At 29.4% G+C, this 18,671-nt stretch carries 17 protein-coding genes and 1 rRNA gene; 17 read left to right on the forward strand and 1 reads right to left on the reverse strand.

The window, feature by feature from the left end:
* Positions 1-57: 57 nt before the first annotated feature.
* Positions 58-702: an SdpI family protein gene (locus tag HV819_RS07930; protein ID WP_176269950.1), complete on the reverse strand. Its 645-nt coding sequence runs from the start codon at positions 700-702 to the stop codon at positions 58-60.
* Positions 703-797: 95 nt separating this feature from the next.
* Here HV819_RS07930 and HV819_RS07935 point away from each other — a divergent pair, with 95 nt between their 5' ends.
* The 17 genes from HV819_RS07935 to HV819_RS08015 form a co-directional block, all read left to right on the forward strand.
* Entirely contained in the window at positions 798-2,174 is a 1,377-nt protein-coding gene (locus HV819_RS07935; protein ID WP_154540791.1) for an NAD(P)/FAD-dependent oxidoreductase, read from the forward strand.
* Positions 2,175-2,179: 5 nt separating this feature from the next.
* Positions 2,180-3,001 (forward strand): alpha/beta hydrolase, encoded by an 822-nt coding sequence (locus tag HV819_RS07940; protein ID WP_176269951.1) that lies wholly within the window; start codon positions 2,180-2,182, stop codon positions 2,999-3,001.
* Between the two features lie 162 nt (positions 3,002-3,163).
* On the forward strand, positions 3,164-3,703 hold the full coding sequence (infC, locus tag HV819_RS07945) for a translation initiation factor IF-3 (RefSeq protein ID WP_154540827.1): 540 nt from the start codon (positions 3,164-3,166) through the stop codon (positions 3,701-3,703).
* Positions 3,704-3,712: 9 nt separating this feature from the next.
* Entirely contained in the window at positions 3,713-3,913 is a 201-nt protein-coding gene (gene rpmI, locus HV819_RS07950; RefSeq protein ID WP_154540795.1) for a 50S ribosomal protein L35, read from the forward strand.
* 12 nt (positions 3,914-3,925) lie between these two features.
* Positions 3,926-4,279: a 50S ribosomal protein L20 gene (gene rplT, locus HV819_RS07955; protein WP_154540797.1), complete on the forward strand. Its 354-nt coding sequence runs from the start codon at positions 3,926-3,928 to the stop codon at positions 4,277-4,279.
* Positions 4,279-5,007: a TrmH family RNA methyltransferase gene (locus HV819_RS07960; protein WP_176269952.1), complete on the forward strand. Its 729-nt coding sequence runs from the start codon at positions 4,279-4,281 to the stop codon at positions 5,005-5,007. Before rplT ends, HV819_RS07960 begins: the two co-directional genes overlap by 1 nt.
* 219 nt (positions 5,008-5,226) lie before the next feature.
* Positions 5,227-6,249 carry a phenylalanine--tRNA ligase subunit alpha gene (gene pheS / locus HV819_RS07965; RefSeq protein WP_176269953.1) on the forward strand — a complete coding sequence of 341 codons (1,023 nt, stop codon included), beginning with the start codon at positions 5,227-5,229 and terminating at the stop codon, positions 6,247-6,249.
* Positions 6,250-6,257: 8 nt separating this feature from the next.
* A complete protein-coding gene (gene pheT, locus HV819_RS07970; protein WP_176269954.1) occupies positions 6,258-8,636 on the forward strand; it encodes a phenylalanine--tRNA ligase subunit beta in 2,379 nt (792 codons plus the stop codon).
* Between the two features lie 8 nt (positions 8,637-8,644).
* Entirely contained in the window at positions 8,645-9,166 is a 522-nt protein-coding gene (zapA, locus tag HV819_RS07975; RefSeq protein ID WP_328700369.1) for a cell division protein ZapA, read from the forward strand.
* Positions 9,166-11,385 carry a peptidase U32 family protein gene (locus tag HV819_RS07980; protein WP_176269955.1) on the forward strand — a complete coding sequence of 740 codons (2,220 nt, stop codon included), beginning with the start codon at positions 9,166-9,168 and terminating at the stop codon, positions 11,383-11,385. The genes zapA and HV819_RS07980 overlap by 1 nt, the downstream gene beginning before the upstream one ends.
* On the forward strand, positions 11,385-13,730 hold the full coding sequence (locus tag HV819_RS07985) for an endonuclease MutS2 (protein WP_176269956.1): 2,346 nt from the start codon (positions 11,385-11,387) through the stop codon (positions 13,728-13,730). The genes HV819_RS07980 and HV819_RS07985 overlap by 1 nt, the downstream gene beginning before the upstream one ends.
* A 14-nt stretch (positions 13,731-13,744) precedes the next feature.
* A complete protein-coding gene (gene argS / locus HV819_RS07990) occupies positions 13,745-15,451 on the forward strand; it encodes an arginine--tRNA ligase (protein ID WP_176269957.1) in 1,707 nt (568 codons plus the stop codon).
* Positions 15,451-16,164 carry a hypothetical protein gene (locus HV819_RS07995; protein WP_176269958.1) on the forward strand — a complete coding sequence of 238 codons (714 nt, stop codon included), beginning with the start codon at positions 15,451-15,453 and terminating at the stop codon, positions 16,162-16,164. Before argS ends, HV819_RS07995 begins: the two co-directional genes overlap by 1 nt.
* Positions 16,165-17,265 (forward strand): tetratricopeptide repeat protein, encoded by a 1,101-nt coding sequence (locus tag HV819_RS08000; RefSeq protein WP_176269959.1) that lies wholly within the window; start codon positions 16,165-16,167, stop codon positions 17,263-17,265.
* Positions 17,266-17,366: 101 nt separating this feature from the next.
* The gene (locus HV819_RS08005) at positions 17,367-17,741 is read left to right on the forward strand and encodes a RidA family protein (RefSeq protein WP_154540815.1); all 375 of its coding nucleotides are present in this window, start codon (positions 17,367-17,369) and stop codon (positions 17,739-17,741) included.
* Between the two features lie 13 nt (positions 17,742-17,754).
* Entirely contained in the window at positions 17,755-18,210 is a 456-nt protein-coding gene (locus HV819_RS08010) for a redoxin domain-containing protein (RefSeq protein WP_176269960.1), read from the forward strand.
* A gap of 384 nt (positions 18,211-18,594) precedes the next feature.
* Positions 18,595-18,671: ribosomal RNA gene (locus tag HV819_RS08015) — 16S ribosomal RNA — on the forward strand; the annotation flags it as partial.

Here is an 18,671-nt window from a genome sequence, read left to right on the forward strand (position 1 = left end):
TCTTATATAAATATTTTTATAAATTTATATAATTATATCACAATTATAAGTGATTTGCTATTTATTTGCTAAGTTATTATAAATTAGATAAGAATATATAAATGAAACTATAATTGTTAAAATAAAAAGGCTTGTTAGTAGTATAAAGGCAATCTTTACTGAAAATCCTAAAATTATCAGGCTAAAGACTCCATTTATAAAAAGTAAGAGTCCAGAAAGCTTTTGAGTTTTTTTCCAAACATAGTCATTTTCTAAGGCCCAGGGTGTTCTTATTCCAAGAGTATAGTTTCTATTTATTTTTGGCATGAAAACTCCACTTATAGCTATAAAAACAGCTATAACCGCTACGATTATCCTTCCTACATTTAAAGATGGGTCAAAAGTTTTTCTTATAGTTAGGCCAATTATAAGAAGATTAAGTATAGGAATTGTTAACAAGCTTATATGTTTGTAGGACTCATCATGTTCATTTCTTTTAGGATCTAGGGTTAATATAAAATAAAGAGCAAGGTAGACTAGAACCATAAATATAACTATAAACAATAGAGCATTAATTTTTTTGGCATAAATATCAACCTGCCAGTCAAAATCATAGTGAACAGGAATTCTTACAGGCAACCTATCATAATAAATAATTGCAAGAATTATTGATATAAGAAATAAAATAAATGATAGTAATAAATTTTTCCTATTTTCTTTCATAAATTCCTCCTTTTATAATATAATTATAGCTATTTTTTAAATAAAAGTATACAATATTAGAGTATGAATATCTTATATAAAAAGAAAGGAAGATTATGAGAGAATTTGATGTAGTTGTAGTAGGAAGTGGTGCTGCTGGTGCTTTTATGGCTTATGAGTTTAATAAGCTTGGCACAAATAAGTCTGTTTTAATAATAGATGGAGGTAGGAAAGTAGACCAAAGAAAATGCCCAATTACAGAAGGTAAGGTAGATTATTGTATAGGATGTAAGCCTTGCAATATAATGTATGGCTTTGGTGGTGCAGGTACTCTTTCTGATGGAAAATATAATATAACTACTAATTTTGGTGGTGACTTACATAACTACATAGGCGAAAAAAAGGCCTATGATTTAATGGAGTATGTTGACTCAGTCCTTATGAGCTTTGATAAGGGGGATGCTAAATTATATTCTACTGACAATACTAACTTAAAAAGTGAATGTTTAAGAAATGATCTCCATCTTCTTACAGCAAAGGTTCGTCATTTTGGTACAGAAAGAAATAGGGAAATCTTACAAAAAATTTATAATCAAGTTAAAGATAAAATAAACTTTGAATTTATGACTATGGTAGAAGAAGTTGAATTTAAAGATGGATTCTACTATGTTCATACGAATAAAACAGAAACTATTAAATGTAAGTATCTAGTTCTTGCAGCAGGAAGATCAGGTTCTAAGTGGATATCAGATACTTGCCAAGAGTTTGATGTAAATTTAATGAAAAATAGGGTTGATATAGGGGTTCGTGTTGAAGTTCCAGCAGAAGTTTTCAAACACATAACAGATCAAGTTTATGAGGCAAAGATAGTTTATCAAACTAAGCAATATAATGACCTTGTAAGGACATTTTGCATGAATCCATATGGAGAAGTTGTTACAGAAAATACAAATGGAATTATTACAGTTAATGGTCACTCCTATGCAGATCCTGCCTTAAGAACTGAAAATACCAACTTTGCCCTATTAGTTACTAATAAATTCACAGAACCATTTAAGGATTCAAATGAATATGGTGAATCAATAGCTAGAGTTTCAAATATGCTAGGTGGGGGAGTTTTAATGCAAAGATTTGGTGATCTTATCAAAGGAAGAAGATCATCAGAAAGAAGAATGAAAAAATCATTCTTAAAACCAACCTTAAATGCAACGGCAGGAGATTTATCTCTAGTTATGCCAAAAAGGCAATTAGACGACATAATAGAAATGATTTATGCTCTAGATAAGATTGCTCCAGGTATGGCAAATGATGATACTTTACTTTATGGAATAGAGGTTAAGTTCTATAATTCAGTAGTTGAAGTTGATGAAAATTTTGAAACAAGTAAAGAGAACCTATTTTGTCTTGGAGATGGGTCAGGAGTTACACACTCGCTTTCCCAAGCTTCAGCATCAGGGGTTCTTATGGCAAGAATATTAAATGAAAGAGATTAGTTTAAATGAAATACCTTTATAGGCATATAGAAAAGAAAGATGGAATAGTTTTAAGGGGAGTTGTTAATACACCAGATGACTTTGATTCAAGCAAAAAATATAAAACAGCTCTTTTCTACCATGGTTTTTCTGGAGATAGGAATGGATCACATTGGTTTAGGATTTTAAATTCAAGATATTTAACAAAAAAGGGATATGTTTGTATAAGATTTGACTTTTCAGGTACTGGAGAAAGTGATGGTTCATTTTATGATATGACACTAACAAGAGAGCTTGATGAGGCAAGAATTATTTATGATTTTACTAAAAACTTAGACTTTGTGGATGATAGCAATATTTACTTTATAGGTCATTCTATGGGTGGTGTTATAAGTATTCTCCTAGCAGATGAACTAAAACCAAAAAAGATGAGCCTACTTGCTCCAGCAAGTGATATGAACAATCTTGAGCTTTTGAAAAAAACTGCCCTAAATCTTTATGATTATATTGATGAGAAAAATAGAGATAAAGATTTAAGCGATATAGAAAAGGTAAAGAAACTAGTTAGTATAAAAGATTTGGATGTTGGAGGACTTAGAATTCATAAGAATTTTCTTTTTGATATAATGGATTATGACATATATAAAAAAGCAAGTTTATATAAAGGTGAAGTTCAAATTATAAGGGGAGATCTTGATGATGTTGTTTTGGATGAGTCTAATATCAAACTAAATAGGTGTTTTAAAAATTCAAACTACCATGTTCTTGAAAATACTGATCATTCATTTACAAATTATGATCAAAGAATGCTCTTGTTTGAAATGATGTATGAATTTTTTGAAAAATAAAATTTGACAATAAAATAAGAATCTTGTATCATAACAAAAGAGAGTTAAAGAAGTACCCAATACTCACCTGCCGACAATTGTGTCTTCAGGTTACAATCTCTATTAGAAGAAATTTCTAATATATTATTGCTTTATTATGGGTACTTTTAGTACCCATTTTTTATGCATATATTCGGAGGGAACATTATAAAAGATTTAAAAATTAATGAAGAAATAAGAGACAATAAGCTTAGACTAATTGATGAAGATGGAGAACAAATTGGTGTAGTATCCAAAAATGAAGCCTTAGATAGGGCTTTTGATAAACATTTGGATCTAGTATTAATGTCACCAAATGCTAAGCCACCAGTTGCAAGAATCATGGACTATGGTAAATATAAGTACGAACAAGAGAAAAAAGCTAAAGAAAACAAGAAAAAGCAAAAAACTATTCAAACTAAAGAAACAAGATTTAGCCTTAATATCGAAGATCATGATTTAGCAACAAAGGCAAATCAATCAAAGAAATTCCTTGATAATGGAGATAAAGTTAAGGTTTCTGTTAGGTTTAAGGGTAGAGAATTGGGTCATAAAAACTTAGGCTATGATTTATTAGATAAATTTATAGAAATGGTTGGAGATAGTGCTAAAATTGATAAGAAACCTCAAATGGAAGGTAGATCACTTGTACTATTCATCTCACCTAATAATGAAGAAAAATAGGAGGCTAACATGGCTAAAAACAAAATCAAAACTAAAAGAGCAGCTGCTAAAAGATTTAAAGTTACAGGCAGTGGAAAAATAAAAAGATATAAGGCTTATAAAGGACACCTTACAGCTAAAAAATCACCAGCAAGAAAAAGAAGATTAAGAAAATCTACAATTGCATCTAAGGGTGATCAAAAGAACATCAAGGTATTATTAAACATCTAATAGGGGGATTAAATGGCAAGAGTTAAAAGAGCAATAAATGCAAAAAAAAGACATAAAAAAGTTTTAAAACAAGCTAAAGGTTACTTCGGTTCAAAATCATTACTTTTCAAAACTGCTAACCAAGCTGTGATGAAATCTTTACAATATGCTTATATTGGAAGAAAAAGAAGAAAAAGAGATTTCAGAAAATTATGGATTGCTAGAATCAACGCTGCTGCTAGAGCAAATGGAACAAGCTATTCAAAGTTGATGGGTAATCTTAAGAAAGCTAACATTGAAATCAATAGAAAGATGCTAGCTGAAATAGCAGTATCAAATCCTGAAGAATTTACAAAATTAGTAGAATTAGCTAACCAAGCTGCTTAATGATTATAAAATCAGATTCTAACGAAAAATATAAATATATTTATAAATTAAAAAAGAAGAAGTATAGGAGAAAATACGGGGTCTTTGTAGTAGAATCTATAAAAATAGTAGAACAAATTCCTCCTGATATGGAGCTTTTGTTTATATTCGTAAATGAAGATATGAAAGATTTTCAAACAGACTATCCTAAAATAGTTTTTTCTAATAGTCTTTTTAACAGACTTTCAAGTCTTGAAAATCCTGAAGGAGTTTCAGCTTGTCTAAAGATTAAGGCTCCTAAACATATTTCTTCAAAAAAAGTACTATTATTAGATCACTTACAAGATCCAGGAAATCTTGGTACCATCATAAGAAGTGCTGAGGCTTTTGGTTTTAAGGATATAATATTATTAAATAATTGTGTTGATATCTATAATGAAAAGACTATAAGAGCTAGTATGGGATCTATTTTTAGGTTGAATTTTTTAGAATATTCAATCAATGAAGTAAAAGATTTGTTAAATGATTACAAGCTTATTCTGGCAGATATGGATGGGAAAAGTTCTGATTGTTTTAAGGATTTTAACAAGATAATTCTTGCTATAGGAAATGAAGCCAATGGGATAGGAAATGATTTAAGAAATCTTACAAATGATTTTATATCTATAAAGATGCAAGGTGAGATTGAATCACTAAATGCAGCTATTGCTGCATCAATATTAATGAATAATTTAGCCAAAGCGGACTAAAGCTATACTATCCAAGCAAAGCAAGTGGTAGATGATGAGAGGCCACCTTGTAACGGTATAGTAATTCACCGCCCAGCTTTGATACGAAACTAAGTAGTTGATACGGTTATGCGTTATAGTTATTAAGTGGGTTATTTATAACCAAATTAGGTGGTACCGCAGGCTAGTCTGTCCTTTTATAGGGCAGTTTTTTTGTACCAAAAATTATTGGAGGATTATATGAAAGAAGAATTAAAGGCCTTGGTAGAAGAAGCTACAAAGGCAATAGAAGAAAAAACAGATCTTAAATCCTTAGAAGAGTTAAGGGTTAAGTATTTAGGAAAAAAGGGAGAGATTACAGCTTTTAAGAAAAATATTTCCAAACTTCCAAACGAAGAAAAGCCAATGGCAGGAAAGCTTATAAATGAAACTAGTAGAGAAGTTGAAAAAATACTAGAAAAGAGAAAAGAAATAATTAAAAAAGAACTTCTAGAAAAAAAGATAAAGGAAGAAAAGATAGATGTAACTGCAAATTTTGACATCTATGAAACTGGACATTTTTCAGTTATAAATCAAACTATGGCTGAACTTGAAGAAATATTTCAAAATATGGGATTTGATGTAGTAGAGGGGCCAGAAATTGATACTGTAAAAAATGTATTTGATGATCTTAACTCACCTAAAAATCACCCTTCAAGATCTCTTTCAGATACTTTCTATATAGATGAAGATACTCTTCTTCGCCCACATACATCTAGCATGCAAATTCGTGTTATGAATGAAGGAAAACTTCCAATTAAGATGGTATCAGCAGGAAGAGTATTTAGAAACGATGAAGTCGATGCAACTCACTCACCAATGTTTCATCAATTGGAATGTTTAGTTGTAGATGAGAATGTATCTCTTGCAAATCTTAAATCAACACTTGAAACATTTATAAAAGAAATGTTTGGCGATGACATGAAGATGCGTTATCGTCCTCACCATTTTCCATTTACAGAACCATCACTTGAAGTTGATGTAACTTGTCCATCATGCGGTGGCAAGGGATGTCCTGCTTGCTCAAATACTGGATGGTCAATGGAACTTTTAGGTGGAGGAATGGTTCATCCAAATGTATTAGAAAATTGTGGAATAGATAGTGAAAAATATACTGGTTTTGCCTTTGGTCTTGGAGTTGATAGAATTGCCATGGTTAAGTATGGACTAGATGATATTAGACTACTATTTGATAATGACAAGAGATTTATTAAACAATTCTAGGAGGAGAAATGTTAGTACCTTTAATTTGGCAAAAAGATTATATAAAATTAGATAAAGATTTAAAGACAATAACAGATAGACTATCAGAAACAGGTTCACATGTTGAAAGTGTATATACCATTTCTGATAAACTTGAAGGACTTGTAGTAGGAAAAGTTTTAAAACAAGTAAAGCATCCAAATGCAGATAAATTACAAGTTCTAACTATAGATATAGGAAGTGAAATCACTATAGTAACTTCAGCTAAAAATACTAAAGAAGGAGACTATCTTATAGTTATAAAATCTGGTTCTACTATTAATGGACAAAAAATAGATGATCATGATTTCTTTGGAATAACAAGCCAAGGTATGCTTACTTCATATAAGGAAATAGGATATGATGATTCTCTTATTGAAAAAAAATCAAAGGATGGAGTTATTGTACTATCTTCTGAATTTAAGCCTGGAACACCTGCAATTGAAGTTTTATATTCAAACACCCCAGTAATTGAGTATGAAATTACTCCAAATAGACCTGACTGTTTATCTATAATAGGAATGGCAAGAGAATCTGCAGCATCATTTAATAGTGAGATATCCTATCCATCAATAGATTATCCTACTGTATCTGATAAAAAGGAAGATTACTTTAAGAAAATTGAAATTAAATCAGATAAGTGTAAAAGATATACAGGAAGAATTGTAAAAAATGTTAAAGTAGGAGAATCTCCACAATGGCTTAAAAACTTATTAATGCTTGCTGGTATGAGACCTGTAAATAACATAGTAGATATAACAAATTTTGTAATGCTTGAAACAGGCCAACCACTTCACGCTTATGACCTTGAAAGTCTTGCTGATAGAAAAATTATAGTAAGAGATGCAAAAGAAGGAGAGCTCATAAAAACATTAGATGGTGTAGAAAGAAAACTTAACTCAGATGTACTTCTTATATCTGACGGAAAAGAGGCTATAGGTATTGCAGGAATTATGGGTTCGATGGATAGCGAAATTACAGAAAACACAAAGACTATCCTACTAGAATCTGCAAACTTTGATTCAGATAATATTAGAAAGTCATCTAAAAGTTTAAATCTAAGAAGTGAAGCGAGTTCAAGATTTGAAAAACAAATTTCAGTAGAAAATTCTGAATTTGCATCAAAAAGAGTAATGAAATTAATAACAGATTTAGGACTTGGAGAAGTGCTTGAAGATAGCTTTGATGAAGGTTATAAAAATAGCGAAGAAAACGAAGTTAAACTTAGGATATCTAGACTAAATAGTTTAATAGGACATGAATTTTCTAAGGATGAAGCTATAAGTTATCTTAAATCCTTAGAATTTGAGGTAAGGGATTTAGATGAAGACACAATAATAGCGAAAATCCCTCATTTTAGGATGGATATTTCTATAGAAGCTGATCTTATAGAAGAGATTGCAAGGCTATATGGTATGGGAAAAGTTATTTCAAAACCACTATACTCATCACTTCAAAGAGGAGAGAAATCTCCTATGAGATTATTAAAAGATGATTTAAAGCTCAATCTTTTTGGTCAACAATTTTCAGAAATCACAACATACTCATTTATATCACCAAAGGAATATGATAAGCTAGGTATAAATGAGGACTCAAAACTTAGAGATTTTGTAAAAATAATTAATCCTTTGGGAGAAGACTACTCTGTAATGAGGACTACCTTACTTGCAAACATGCTCACTACAATCTCAAAAAACCTATCTTATAAACAAAAAGATTTAAGATTTTATGAAATTGGTACAAGTTTTGTAAAAACAGGTGAGAAACTTCCTTCAGAAAGACAATACCTAAGTATGGGACTTTACGGAAATTACACTTTTTATAATCTTAAGGATTTCTTTATAAAGGCCATGGCAAGAACTGGATTTAGAGGTTTTGAATTTAAAACTGAAGAAAATGTCAAAGCTTTCCATTCAGGACGTTGTGCCAATATTTATTTTGATGGAAAAAAGATAGGAATAATGGGTCAAATATCTTATGAAAGTCTTGAAGCCTATAATATCAAAGGACTTGCTTTAGCATTAGAGATAGATCTCTCATTAATTGCTGATAAAAGACTTACTGATATAAGATACAAGCCTTTAGATAAGTATCCATCAAGTTTACGTGACTATTCGTTTATTTGTGATATAAATGTAGAAAGCAGGAAGATTGAGGATATAATAATAACTAGAGCAAAAGGTCTTGTAAGAAGTATAGAAATATTTGATATTTACCAAGGTGAACAAATTGAAGAAGGTAAAAAATCAATTTCATATAAGGTGGCTTTCGGTAAAAGCGATAGGACACTAAAAGATGAGGAAGTTGAAAAAATTGAAAAAGAATTTTTAAAGGATTTGGAAGAAAAAGACGTTGTTTTACGTAGTTAGGAGAAAATGTGGCAGAAAAAATCAAGGTTAATATTGCTGGCATGGATTACACTTTAACTAGTGAATTAGACAAGACTCAAATACAACAAATAGCAGTTTATGTTGACAAAAAAATTAAAGAAGTTGACAATGATAAGCTTACACGTGAAAATCAATTATTACTTGCAGCCCTAAATATAACAGATGAGATGTATAATCTCTTAATAAAACATAAAAAATTAAAAGATGAGGCTAAAGAGCCTATAGAAAAGTATCCAAGGTTAAGGGATGATTACCAATCCTTAATTATGGATTATGAGAAAGTTAAAGCTGACTTTGAAAAATCTAAAGATGATTTTATGGAATCTATGAAAAAAATAGACGATCTAAATTCAGTTATTAATAAGATTAAGCAAGAAATTGAGAATAAGGATAAGATTATAAAGTCTAAAGATAATAATCTTAAGAAATTAAGAGAAAACTTACAAAAACTTCAAGATGATAACCTTGACCTTAACAAGAAGGTCAAGGAGCTTGAAAAGGACTTATAATGAGAAATACTGAAATATTAGCTCCTGTTGGTAAAATGTCCATGCTGTATGCAGGTCTTGCCGCAGGGGCTTGTAGCTTTTACTTGGCACTTGATGATTTTGGGGCGAGAGCCTATGCTAAAAACTTTTCAATTGATAATATAAAGGAAGTAATCGATCTTATTCATCTATTTGATAGGAAGGTATTTATAACTATAAATACCCTAATAAAAGATGAAGAGATGGACAAGGCTTTATCATATCTTGAAAAATTAATTGAGTATGGCGCAGATGGAATATTAATCCAGGATATAGGATTTTACTCTCTAATAAAAGACATAAAAAGAGATGGAGAAAAAAAGATTGAATTTCATGCTTCAACTCAAATGGCAATAAAAGATTATGATGGTGCTAAAGCCCTTAAAGATTTAGGATTTGATAGGATAGTTATAGCAAGAGAAACCCCAATAGATGAGATAAAAAAAATAGCAAAGCTTGACATAGATACGGAAGTTTTTGTTCATGGCTCACTTTGTGTATCTTACTCTGGGGAGTGTCTTTTATCATCTTATTTAGGTAGAAGGTCTGCTAACAGAGGTAGGTGTGCTGGAATTTGTAGAAAAAAATATAAGCTTATAAATAATGGCAAGGTATTAGGATATGATTACTATCTTTCAATGAAGGATTTAAATACAATAGATAATATAGAAGAGTTAGTAAAAGCAGGAGTAGATTCTTTGAAAATAGAAGGTCGTATGAAGACAGATGAATATGTCTATAATACTGTAAGAAACTATAAAAGTATGCTTGAAGAATCTACATATAATAATGACGAAATAGAAGATATATCAAACAGATCTTATACCAAGGGTTTTATTTTTGGACAAAAAAGAAACTATCTTGCTTTAAGTAATGAAAATAAACATAGGGTTATAGGAAAAGTTTTTGAAAAATCAAAGGATAAGTTTTTTAAGTCAAACTCAAAGCTAAGAAAGGGATCTATCCTTGAGGTTGTAACAAATAAAAACAAGACCCTACCACTTACCTTAACAAGTGACTTAAATAATGGAGATGTCTTAAAATTAAAAGATTTTAAGGATGCAAAAATAGGCTCAAATATAAGTTTATTAAATTCATTAATTCTTAAAGAAAATTTAGAAGATGGACTAAGTTCCTATAAAAATCTTCCGCTTGATATTTCTTTTGTAGGAAGATTAGGGGAATATCCTAAAATAAGCTTAAGCTATAAAGATATAAAGGTAAATTTTCTTGGAAAGAGTAAAATAGAAAGGGCTAATAAAGTTTCCTTAAGTGAGGAGGATATAAGAGAAAATCTTTCAAAGCTTGGAAACACCATCTATAAGGTAAAAAATATAGATATAAGTATAGATGATAATATCTTTATTAAAAAAAAGGATATAAATGAGCTTAGAAGAAATGCAATTTATATCTTAAATAATAAAAGACTAGAGCCTTATTATAAGAAAAATCCCAACATTAAAAAGAGAAATTTAAAAGAAAATAGGGAAATTAAAAGAGAAAAAAATGTAGAACTCTTATCAAATAATATTGATAGAGGCTTACTTGATGATTTTGATAATGTCTATGTAAGAGCATTTGATAAGTCTTTTTCTGGACTTAATCTTTATTATATATTAGATGCTGATAAGTCCTATAATAAAAAAGAATTAATAAATTATTTATTAGAAAATGAATTTAAAGGAGTGATTTTTAATAATTACAAAGATTTTGTTCTTATAGATGACCTAAGAAAAAATAAGTTGAAAATTAGGATAGGTAGATACTTAAATGTGTTTAATTCCTACTCATTTGACTTTTATGATAAATTTTCTGAAATGATATCATCTTCTGTGGAAAACTCTTTTGAAAATATTAATAAAAACTCTAAAAGATATAAGACTGAGATATTAGCTTATGGACCAATTGAACTTATGAATATGAAAAATTGTCCATTTTCATCCATTAAAAAATGTGGTTTAAATGGTTGTGAAAAATGTATTTTTAATGATTCACAAATAGAAGATGAAGATGGTAATTTATTTGATATAAAAAGAAGTGATTATATATCTAGGATTTATTCAAGAAAAATCACAAAAATTGATTTGAAAAAACTTGAAAACTCAGTATCCTTATTATACTTAGTAAGAAATAATGATGATATTATAAATATTAAAAATACAAAGATTAACAATCTAGGCTATGATAGAGGTGTTATTTAATGCAGACAAAAACTTTAGAAGTCTTAGAATTTGATAAGATATTAGATATGATAAAAAATTATGCTAGAAGTAAGCTTGTATCTGACATGATTTTAAATACAAGACCCATAAATGATAAGGAAAAAATTCAAAGGGAACTAGACCAAACAGGAGCCATGCTTGAAGTCATAGTAGAAAATGGAAATATAGATCTTTTTGGACTTTATGATTTTAACAAAATCATAGGATATGTAAGAAAAAAAGGGGTTCTTGAGCCTGTTGAACTTCTTAAAGTTCTTGATTTATTAAGGTCTAGTGCATATCTTAAAGAGTATGGTGAAAATATTGAAGATTCATATATAAAAGACTTATTCGATAGGATATCTACAGATGATTTTCTTAAAAATGAAATAGAAAGATCTATTATATCTGAAGATGAAATAGCAGATAATGCCTCATCAAATCTTAGGTCAATAAGAAAAAGAAAGACTAAAAAGGAAGAAGAAATAAAAAATAAGCTTTCTTTTTATATATCATCATCTAAATTTGATGATGCTCTTCAAGACAAGGTTGTATCAATTAGAGATGGAAGATACGTTCTTCCAGTAAAGACTAATAAAAAATCAATTTTTAATGGTATTATTCATGATAGGTCAGCAAGTGGAAACACACTGTTTATAGAACCACATACTATAGTTGAATTAAATAACGACCTATCAAACCTTGAAATAGAAGAAAATGATGAGATAAGAAGAATACTTGATAGGCTTTCTAGATTTGTAGAAGGCTTTGATGTGGAGATTTTAGAAAATCAAAAACTTATTGCAAGAATCGACTTCTTACAAGCTAAAGCAAAATTTGCCTTAGCCAATAAATATAGTAAGCCAAATCTTACTGATAAGAAAAAATTAAAGCTAAAAAATGCCATCCACCCACTATTGAAAGGAAAGGTAGTTCCTATAAATGTAGAAATGGGAGATGGTTACAATACCTTAATTATAACTGGACCAAACACAGGTGGGAAAACTGTATCTTTAAAGACAGTAGGTCTTGTAAATCTTATGGCTCAGTCGGGATTTTTTATACCATGTGATGAAGATAGCCTTGTAAATATATTTGATGATATATTCTTAGATATAGGAGATACCCAATCTATAGAATTGAGTTTATCAACATTTTCTGCTTCTTTAACCAATATTGTCAAAATAACAGAAAATGTTACAGATAAATCATTAGTATTATTAGATGAGCTAGGTTCAGGAACAGATCCTACGGAAGGTGCAGCTCTTGCTATAGCAATTTTAAACTTTCTTAAAAATAAAAAGGCCATGACTTTTGCAACAACTCATTATTCTGAGCTTAAATATTATGCTCTAGAAAGTGAAGATGTAATGAATGCATCGGTTGAATTTGATATAGAAACCCTATCTCCAACCTATAAATTAATTATAGGAACTCCTGGAAAATCTAATGCATTTGAAATTTCAAAAAGATTGGGACTTGATAGTGAGATTTTGGCTAATGCTAAGTCTTTACTGTCTGATGAGAATAAAAACTTCAATACAATATTAGAACAATTGGATAAAAACAAAAAAGATCTTGAAAAGAAAAATAAAGAGATTGAAAGTTACAAGAAAAATATTAAACAAGCTCGTAATAATCTTCTAGATCTTTCTAAAAAAATAGAAAAACAAAAAGAAAAAATCATAAAAGATGCAGAAGATAAGGCAAATGAAATAATAGAGGCGGCGAATGAATCATCTCAAGAGATGCTGAAAATGGCTAAAAAATCTAGAAATGCTAATACATCTAACATTGATAGGTCCTTAAATGAAATTAGAAATAAATACAAATCATCAAGAATTGAAAGAGATGAGAAAAATATAGGACCAAAACTAAGCAAAAATGCCCCAGAAACCTTAAAGGTTGGAGATATAGTAATTATAGAAGGCTTAAATGAAAAGGCTGAAGTTATAGAAGCTCCAGATGAAAAGGGTAATATAAAAGTACAGATGGGTATTTTAAAAATGGAGTCAAATATCAAAAACGTCACCAAGACTAGGTCAAAGGATAAAATAAGGGAAAATATCAATAAAATCTATAAGACGAAAAAGGCTATGTATATATCACCAACTCTTGATTTAAGAGGGCAAAGATATGATGAAGCTTTAAGAAACTTCGATAAGTACTTAGATGATGCAATTTTAGCAGGGCTTGATCAAGCAAAAATCATACATGGCAAGGGGACAGGAGCCTTAAGAAAAGGTATAAATGATTATCTAAAGAATAACACAAGAATTGATTCATACAGGCCGGGTAATGAAAAAGAAGGTGGATTTGGTGTTACTGTAGTGAAATTCAAATAGAATCTGGAGGATAAATGAGAGATTTAAAAGAAATTATAGCAAATAAGCTATGTGATATGGATTTAGGCATTGAAAAGAGTGCAATATATAAGCTTATTGAAATACCACCTAGAGATGATATGGGAGATTTTTCTTTTCCGTGCTTCTCGTTGGCTAAAACTTTAAGAAAAAATCCTGCTCTTATAGCAAAAGAGATTAAAGAAAAATTAGAAAAGGAAGAAAAGACTTATTTTGAAAAGGTAGAAAATCTAAATGCCTATCTTAACTTTTATATTGACAGGAAATTTATACAAAATGAAGTTTTAAATGAAATTTTAGAAAAAAAAGAAGATTATGGAAGGTCTAATATGGGAAAAGGAAAGACCATAGTATTAGATTTTTCATCTGTAAATATAGCAAAGCCTTTCCATATAGGTCATATTAGGTCAACAGTTATAGGAGATGCTATTAGGAATATATTTAATTTTCTAGGATACAAGACTGTAGCAAGTAACTATATTGGAGACTATGGTACTCAATTTGGAACTATGATTGCAGCCTATAAACTTTGGGGAGATGATGATAAGCTAAATGAAAATCCCATAAAAGAGTTATTAAACTTATATGTAAGATATAATAACGAGGCGGCTTTAAATGAAGAAATGATGGATGTTGCTAGAGATGAGTTTAAAAAACTTGAAGAAGGAGAAGATGAATCGGTAAGACTTTGGTCTTGGTTTAAGGAAATCTCCTTTAAGGAATTTGATAGGGTTTATAAGTTACTAGATATAGACTTTGATAATTACGATGGAGAATCTTATCATTCTGAATTTATACCAGCTGTTATAAAAGAATTAGAAGAGAAAAATCTTTTAGTAGAATCAGATGGGGCAAAGATTATAGACTTAGGTGAAGATGACTTGCCACCAGCTATTATTATAAAATCCAATGGTTCTTCTGCTTATATAACTCGTGATATTGCTACAGCCATAAATAGAAAAAAAGTTTATGACTTTTATGAAAATTTATATGTTGTTGCAACCCAACAAAATCTACACTTTAGGCAATTATGGAAGATATTAGAGCTTATGGGATATGATTTTTATAAAGATTGTAAGCATATCCCTTTTGGTATGGTAAGTTTAAAAGATAAGACCCTATCAACTAGAAAAGGTCAAGTTGTTTTCTTAGAAGATGTATTAAATAAAGCAATAAATAAAACTAAGGAGATTATGAAAAACAGGGATACTGATATAGAAGATATTGATAAGACATCCAGAATAGTTGGGATAGGTGCTGTTAAATTCCAAGAACTTTACAACAATAGGATAAAAGACTATGTCTTTGATTGGGATGAACTTTTAAACTTTGAAGGAGAAACTGGTCCATATGTTCAATATACTTATGCTCGTGCTAAAGCTGTTTTAAGAAAAGCAGGAGTAGAAGAAATGACTTCTATGGATTTTTCTCTATTAAACTCAGATGAAGAATTCATTTTAATTAAATCACTAAGAAGTTTTGAAGACACAATAGTTAAGGCAAGAGATAGGTATGAACCTTCACTTATTTCAAGAAAGATAATGGAAATATCTCAAAATTTCAATAAATTCTACAATTCATCAAAAATAATGGTGGATGATGAGAATCTTAAAAATCAAAGGCTTGCTCTAGCGCTCGCAACATCGGTAGTGATTAAAGTAGGTTTAAGTTTATTAGGTATTAAAACTGTGGAGAAAATGTAATGATGGGAAGAATAAAAGATTTTTTAGAATGTTCAAAGTATGCCTTTACTGAGACTGTTAAAAAATTAAAAAGATCATACATTCTTTTTATCTTTATAGTAATAAGGTCAATGTTTGAAGGAATGAAGGGGATAGTTTTTTTTGATCAATCTTTTGAATCTTCACTTTTTTCATCACTTATTAACTATTTTATAGAGATTACTATCTTATGCTTTATAGCTCAGTCTTTAAGGTCAATTGTCTTATATAATAATACAGGGAAGAAATCTATAGAAAATTCAATCTCAAACTTTTTCTATCTAGTTATGAGTGCTGTATTTTGTATTTATATAATGGAGTTTGTTATAAATAACCTAACACAAGTACTAAGTCCAGGCCTTAGGATTTTGATTTTGTTTTTGTTTAAAATTATAACATCAGCCTTTTTGGAATTAGTTTATATAGAAAATGTTTATGGATTTTCGATTATAGGGGAATCCTTTAGATTTGTTAAAAATAATATTTTAACATGGGGAGTTTATGCAGTAATCTTTACTTTTATTGAAGGATTTTTAATAAAACAAATAGGCTTAAATGTATTAAATATGTCTAATGAGGCAATATTTATAATGTTACTGGCCCTATGGGATACCTTATTTTTATTATTTAAAGGAAACTTATTTAAATTTTTAAATAAGCATTCATACAGGCAAAGAAAATTTATGAGAGGTTAAATGAAAAAAATAGATCAATACTTTTTAGATTTTACAGACAAACTTGCATATATTGACTTGAAAAAAGATTCTTCATATGAATTATTAAACAAAACACCACTTGCTTTATATACTGATGATATGTCAGAAAATATTATAAGTGGAGACTTTGAAAATAGAATAAAACTTAATATAATACTTGATGGACTTATAATAAATATTGCCATAGATCCTGATTTCAAGTATAAGCAATCTTATATAAAAATTCTCGAAAACTATTTAGAAAAAATAGGAGCTTATACAGCCCAAAGAGCTTTAAAAATAGGAAATAAAAAATCAGAAAAAGCTCTATTGCTCTTAAGGGGAGGCTATATTATAAATCCCTTTGATAAGTATAATGCCTATAATTATGCAAGAGCTTTGTGGCCTAAAGCATATGAAGATACAAAATATAAGGATGAATTCATAAAAGAGGCTTTAAGAATACTTCAAGAAATAATTTTACAAGATGAAGATTTTCCATTATCATATTATGAATTAGGAAATATCTACCAAAATCTTGGAGAATATATAAAAGCAAGAAGTTATTATGAAAATGCCCTACGTAGAACAGAAGATTTAGATGCAAAAGATGAAATAAGATCTAAAATATCAACTATATTTGATAATGCCGAAATAGAAGAGGCTCTTTATTATATAGGAAAGGGAAATTATGAAAAGGCTATGGGGATACTTACAAGATTATTATCAAAAACAAAAAGAGCAGATGCCTATTATTATCTGGGAGTTTGTTATCAAAATATAGGACAATATGAAAATTCTAGTCTTGCTTTTGAAAACTCCCTTGATAAGGGTGGAGAATTTAGGCAACTTTATAATGACTATTCCATAAGCCTATATGCCTTAGATAAAAAAATAGAGGCAATAGAGATAATTAACAGTGGTCTTAAAAAATATCCAGAAGATCCTAGAATGATCTATAATAGGATACAAATAAATATAGATTTAGGAAATTTAAAAAAAGCAAAAGAAGATATAGATAATCTTGAAACATACGACGACCTATCAGATGAGTTAAGTCGTAATCTACAAATAATAAAAGATCAATTTAACCTAAACTAAGGAAAATCCCCAAATATTTTTGGGGATTTTTTACTTGCCTTAAAGATAAAATAAAAGTATGTTAATAGATGAGATATCGTTTTTTATTTAAGGAGGATTAAATGAAAGTAATTGAAACTAAAAACGCACCAGCAGCAGTAGGAGCTTATTCACAAGGAATAGTAACAAATGGATTTGTATATTCATCAGGACAACTTCCACTAGTTCCAGAAACAGGTGAGTTAATTTCAGATGATATAAAGAAAGCTACAAAAAGATCACTAGAAAATGTTAAAAATATAATCGAAGAAGGTGGATCAAGTATAGAAAAAATAGTCAAAGTAAATATCTTCTTAGCAGACATCAATGATTTTGCTGCTGTAAATGAAGTATATGCAGAATTTTTTGGAGATCATAAACCAGCAAGAAGCTGTGTGCAAGTGGCTCACCTTCCAAAAGATGGTTTATTAGAAATTGAAGCCATAGCTGAAATTTAATAAGTGTTAAGATATGACAATTATAAAAAAGGGTGAAAAAGCACCATTGTTCAATATAAAGGATCAAAATGCAAAAGATGTAAACTTAGAAGATTTCAAAGGTAAAAAAGTAATCCTATCTTCTCATCCATTAGCTTTTACAGCGGTATGTACCGATCAAATGAGATCTCTTGAAAGAAATTTTGATAGAATTCAAGAAAAAGGAGAAACTGTAGTAATAGGCTTATCTATAGATCCTCAACCATCAAAAAAAGCATGGGCAAGTGCTATTAACATAGATAAGGTAAGACTTGCATCAGACTTTTTCCCATTAGGAAAAGTAGCAAAGGCTTATGGTATTTTTAATGAAGAAAATTCTGCTAGTAAAAGAGCTAATATCATTATAGATGAAGAAGGAATTGTTAAGCGGTCAAAAGAATATCCACAAACTGAATTACCTGATATAGAAGAAGTAATAAAAAATTTGTAAAAATATTTGACAAAACAAAATAAAAATAATATACTAATATAGCTATCAAAAAGATAGCTATATTTTATTGATATTAAAAGCCAAATTGCGAAAAGAAAAAAGCAAAGAAGCGAAAGAGCAAGTCAAAATAAAAAAACAAAAAAAGACTTGACAAAACAAAATATCAAATGTATATTATAATAGTCGTCACTGAGAAAGAAGAGTCAAAAGAAAAGAAACTTGAAAAAAGTTAATAAAAAAACTTGACAAACAATCGAAGACGTGGTAGACTAAGATAGTCAGTAACAACTGACATATGAACCTTTAAAACAAAATAACTACAACTACAAAGTTAAATTACTTTGAGTAAACCAAACAAAAAATGACAGAAGTCAAGATCGAACTTTAAATGAGAGTTTGATCCTGGCTCAGGATAAACGCTGGCGGCGTGCATAACACATGCAAGTCGAACGATGAAGGTT

Source organism: Anaerococcus faecalis, assembly GCF_013371425.1.
GTDB classification, from domain to species: Bacteria; Bacillota; Clostridia; order Tissierellales; family Peptoniphilaceae; genus Anaerococcus; species Anaerococcus porci.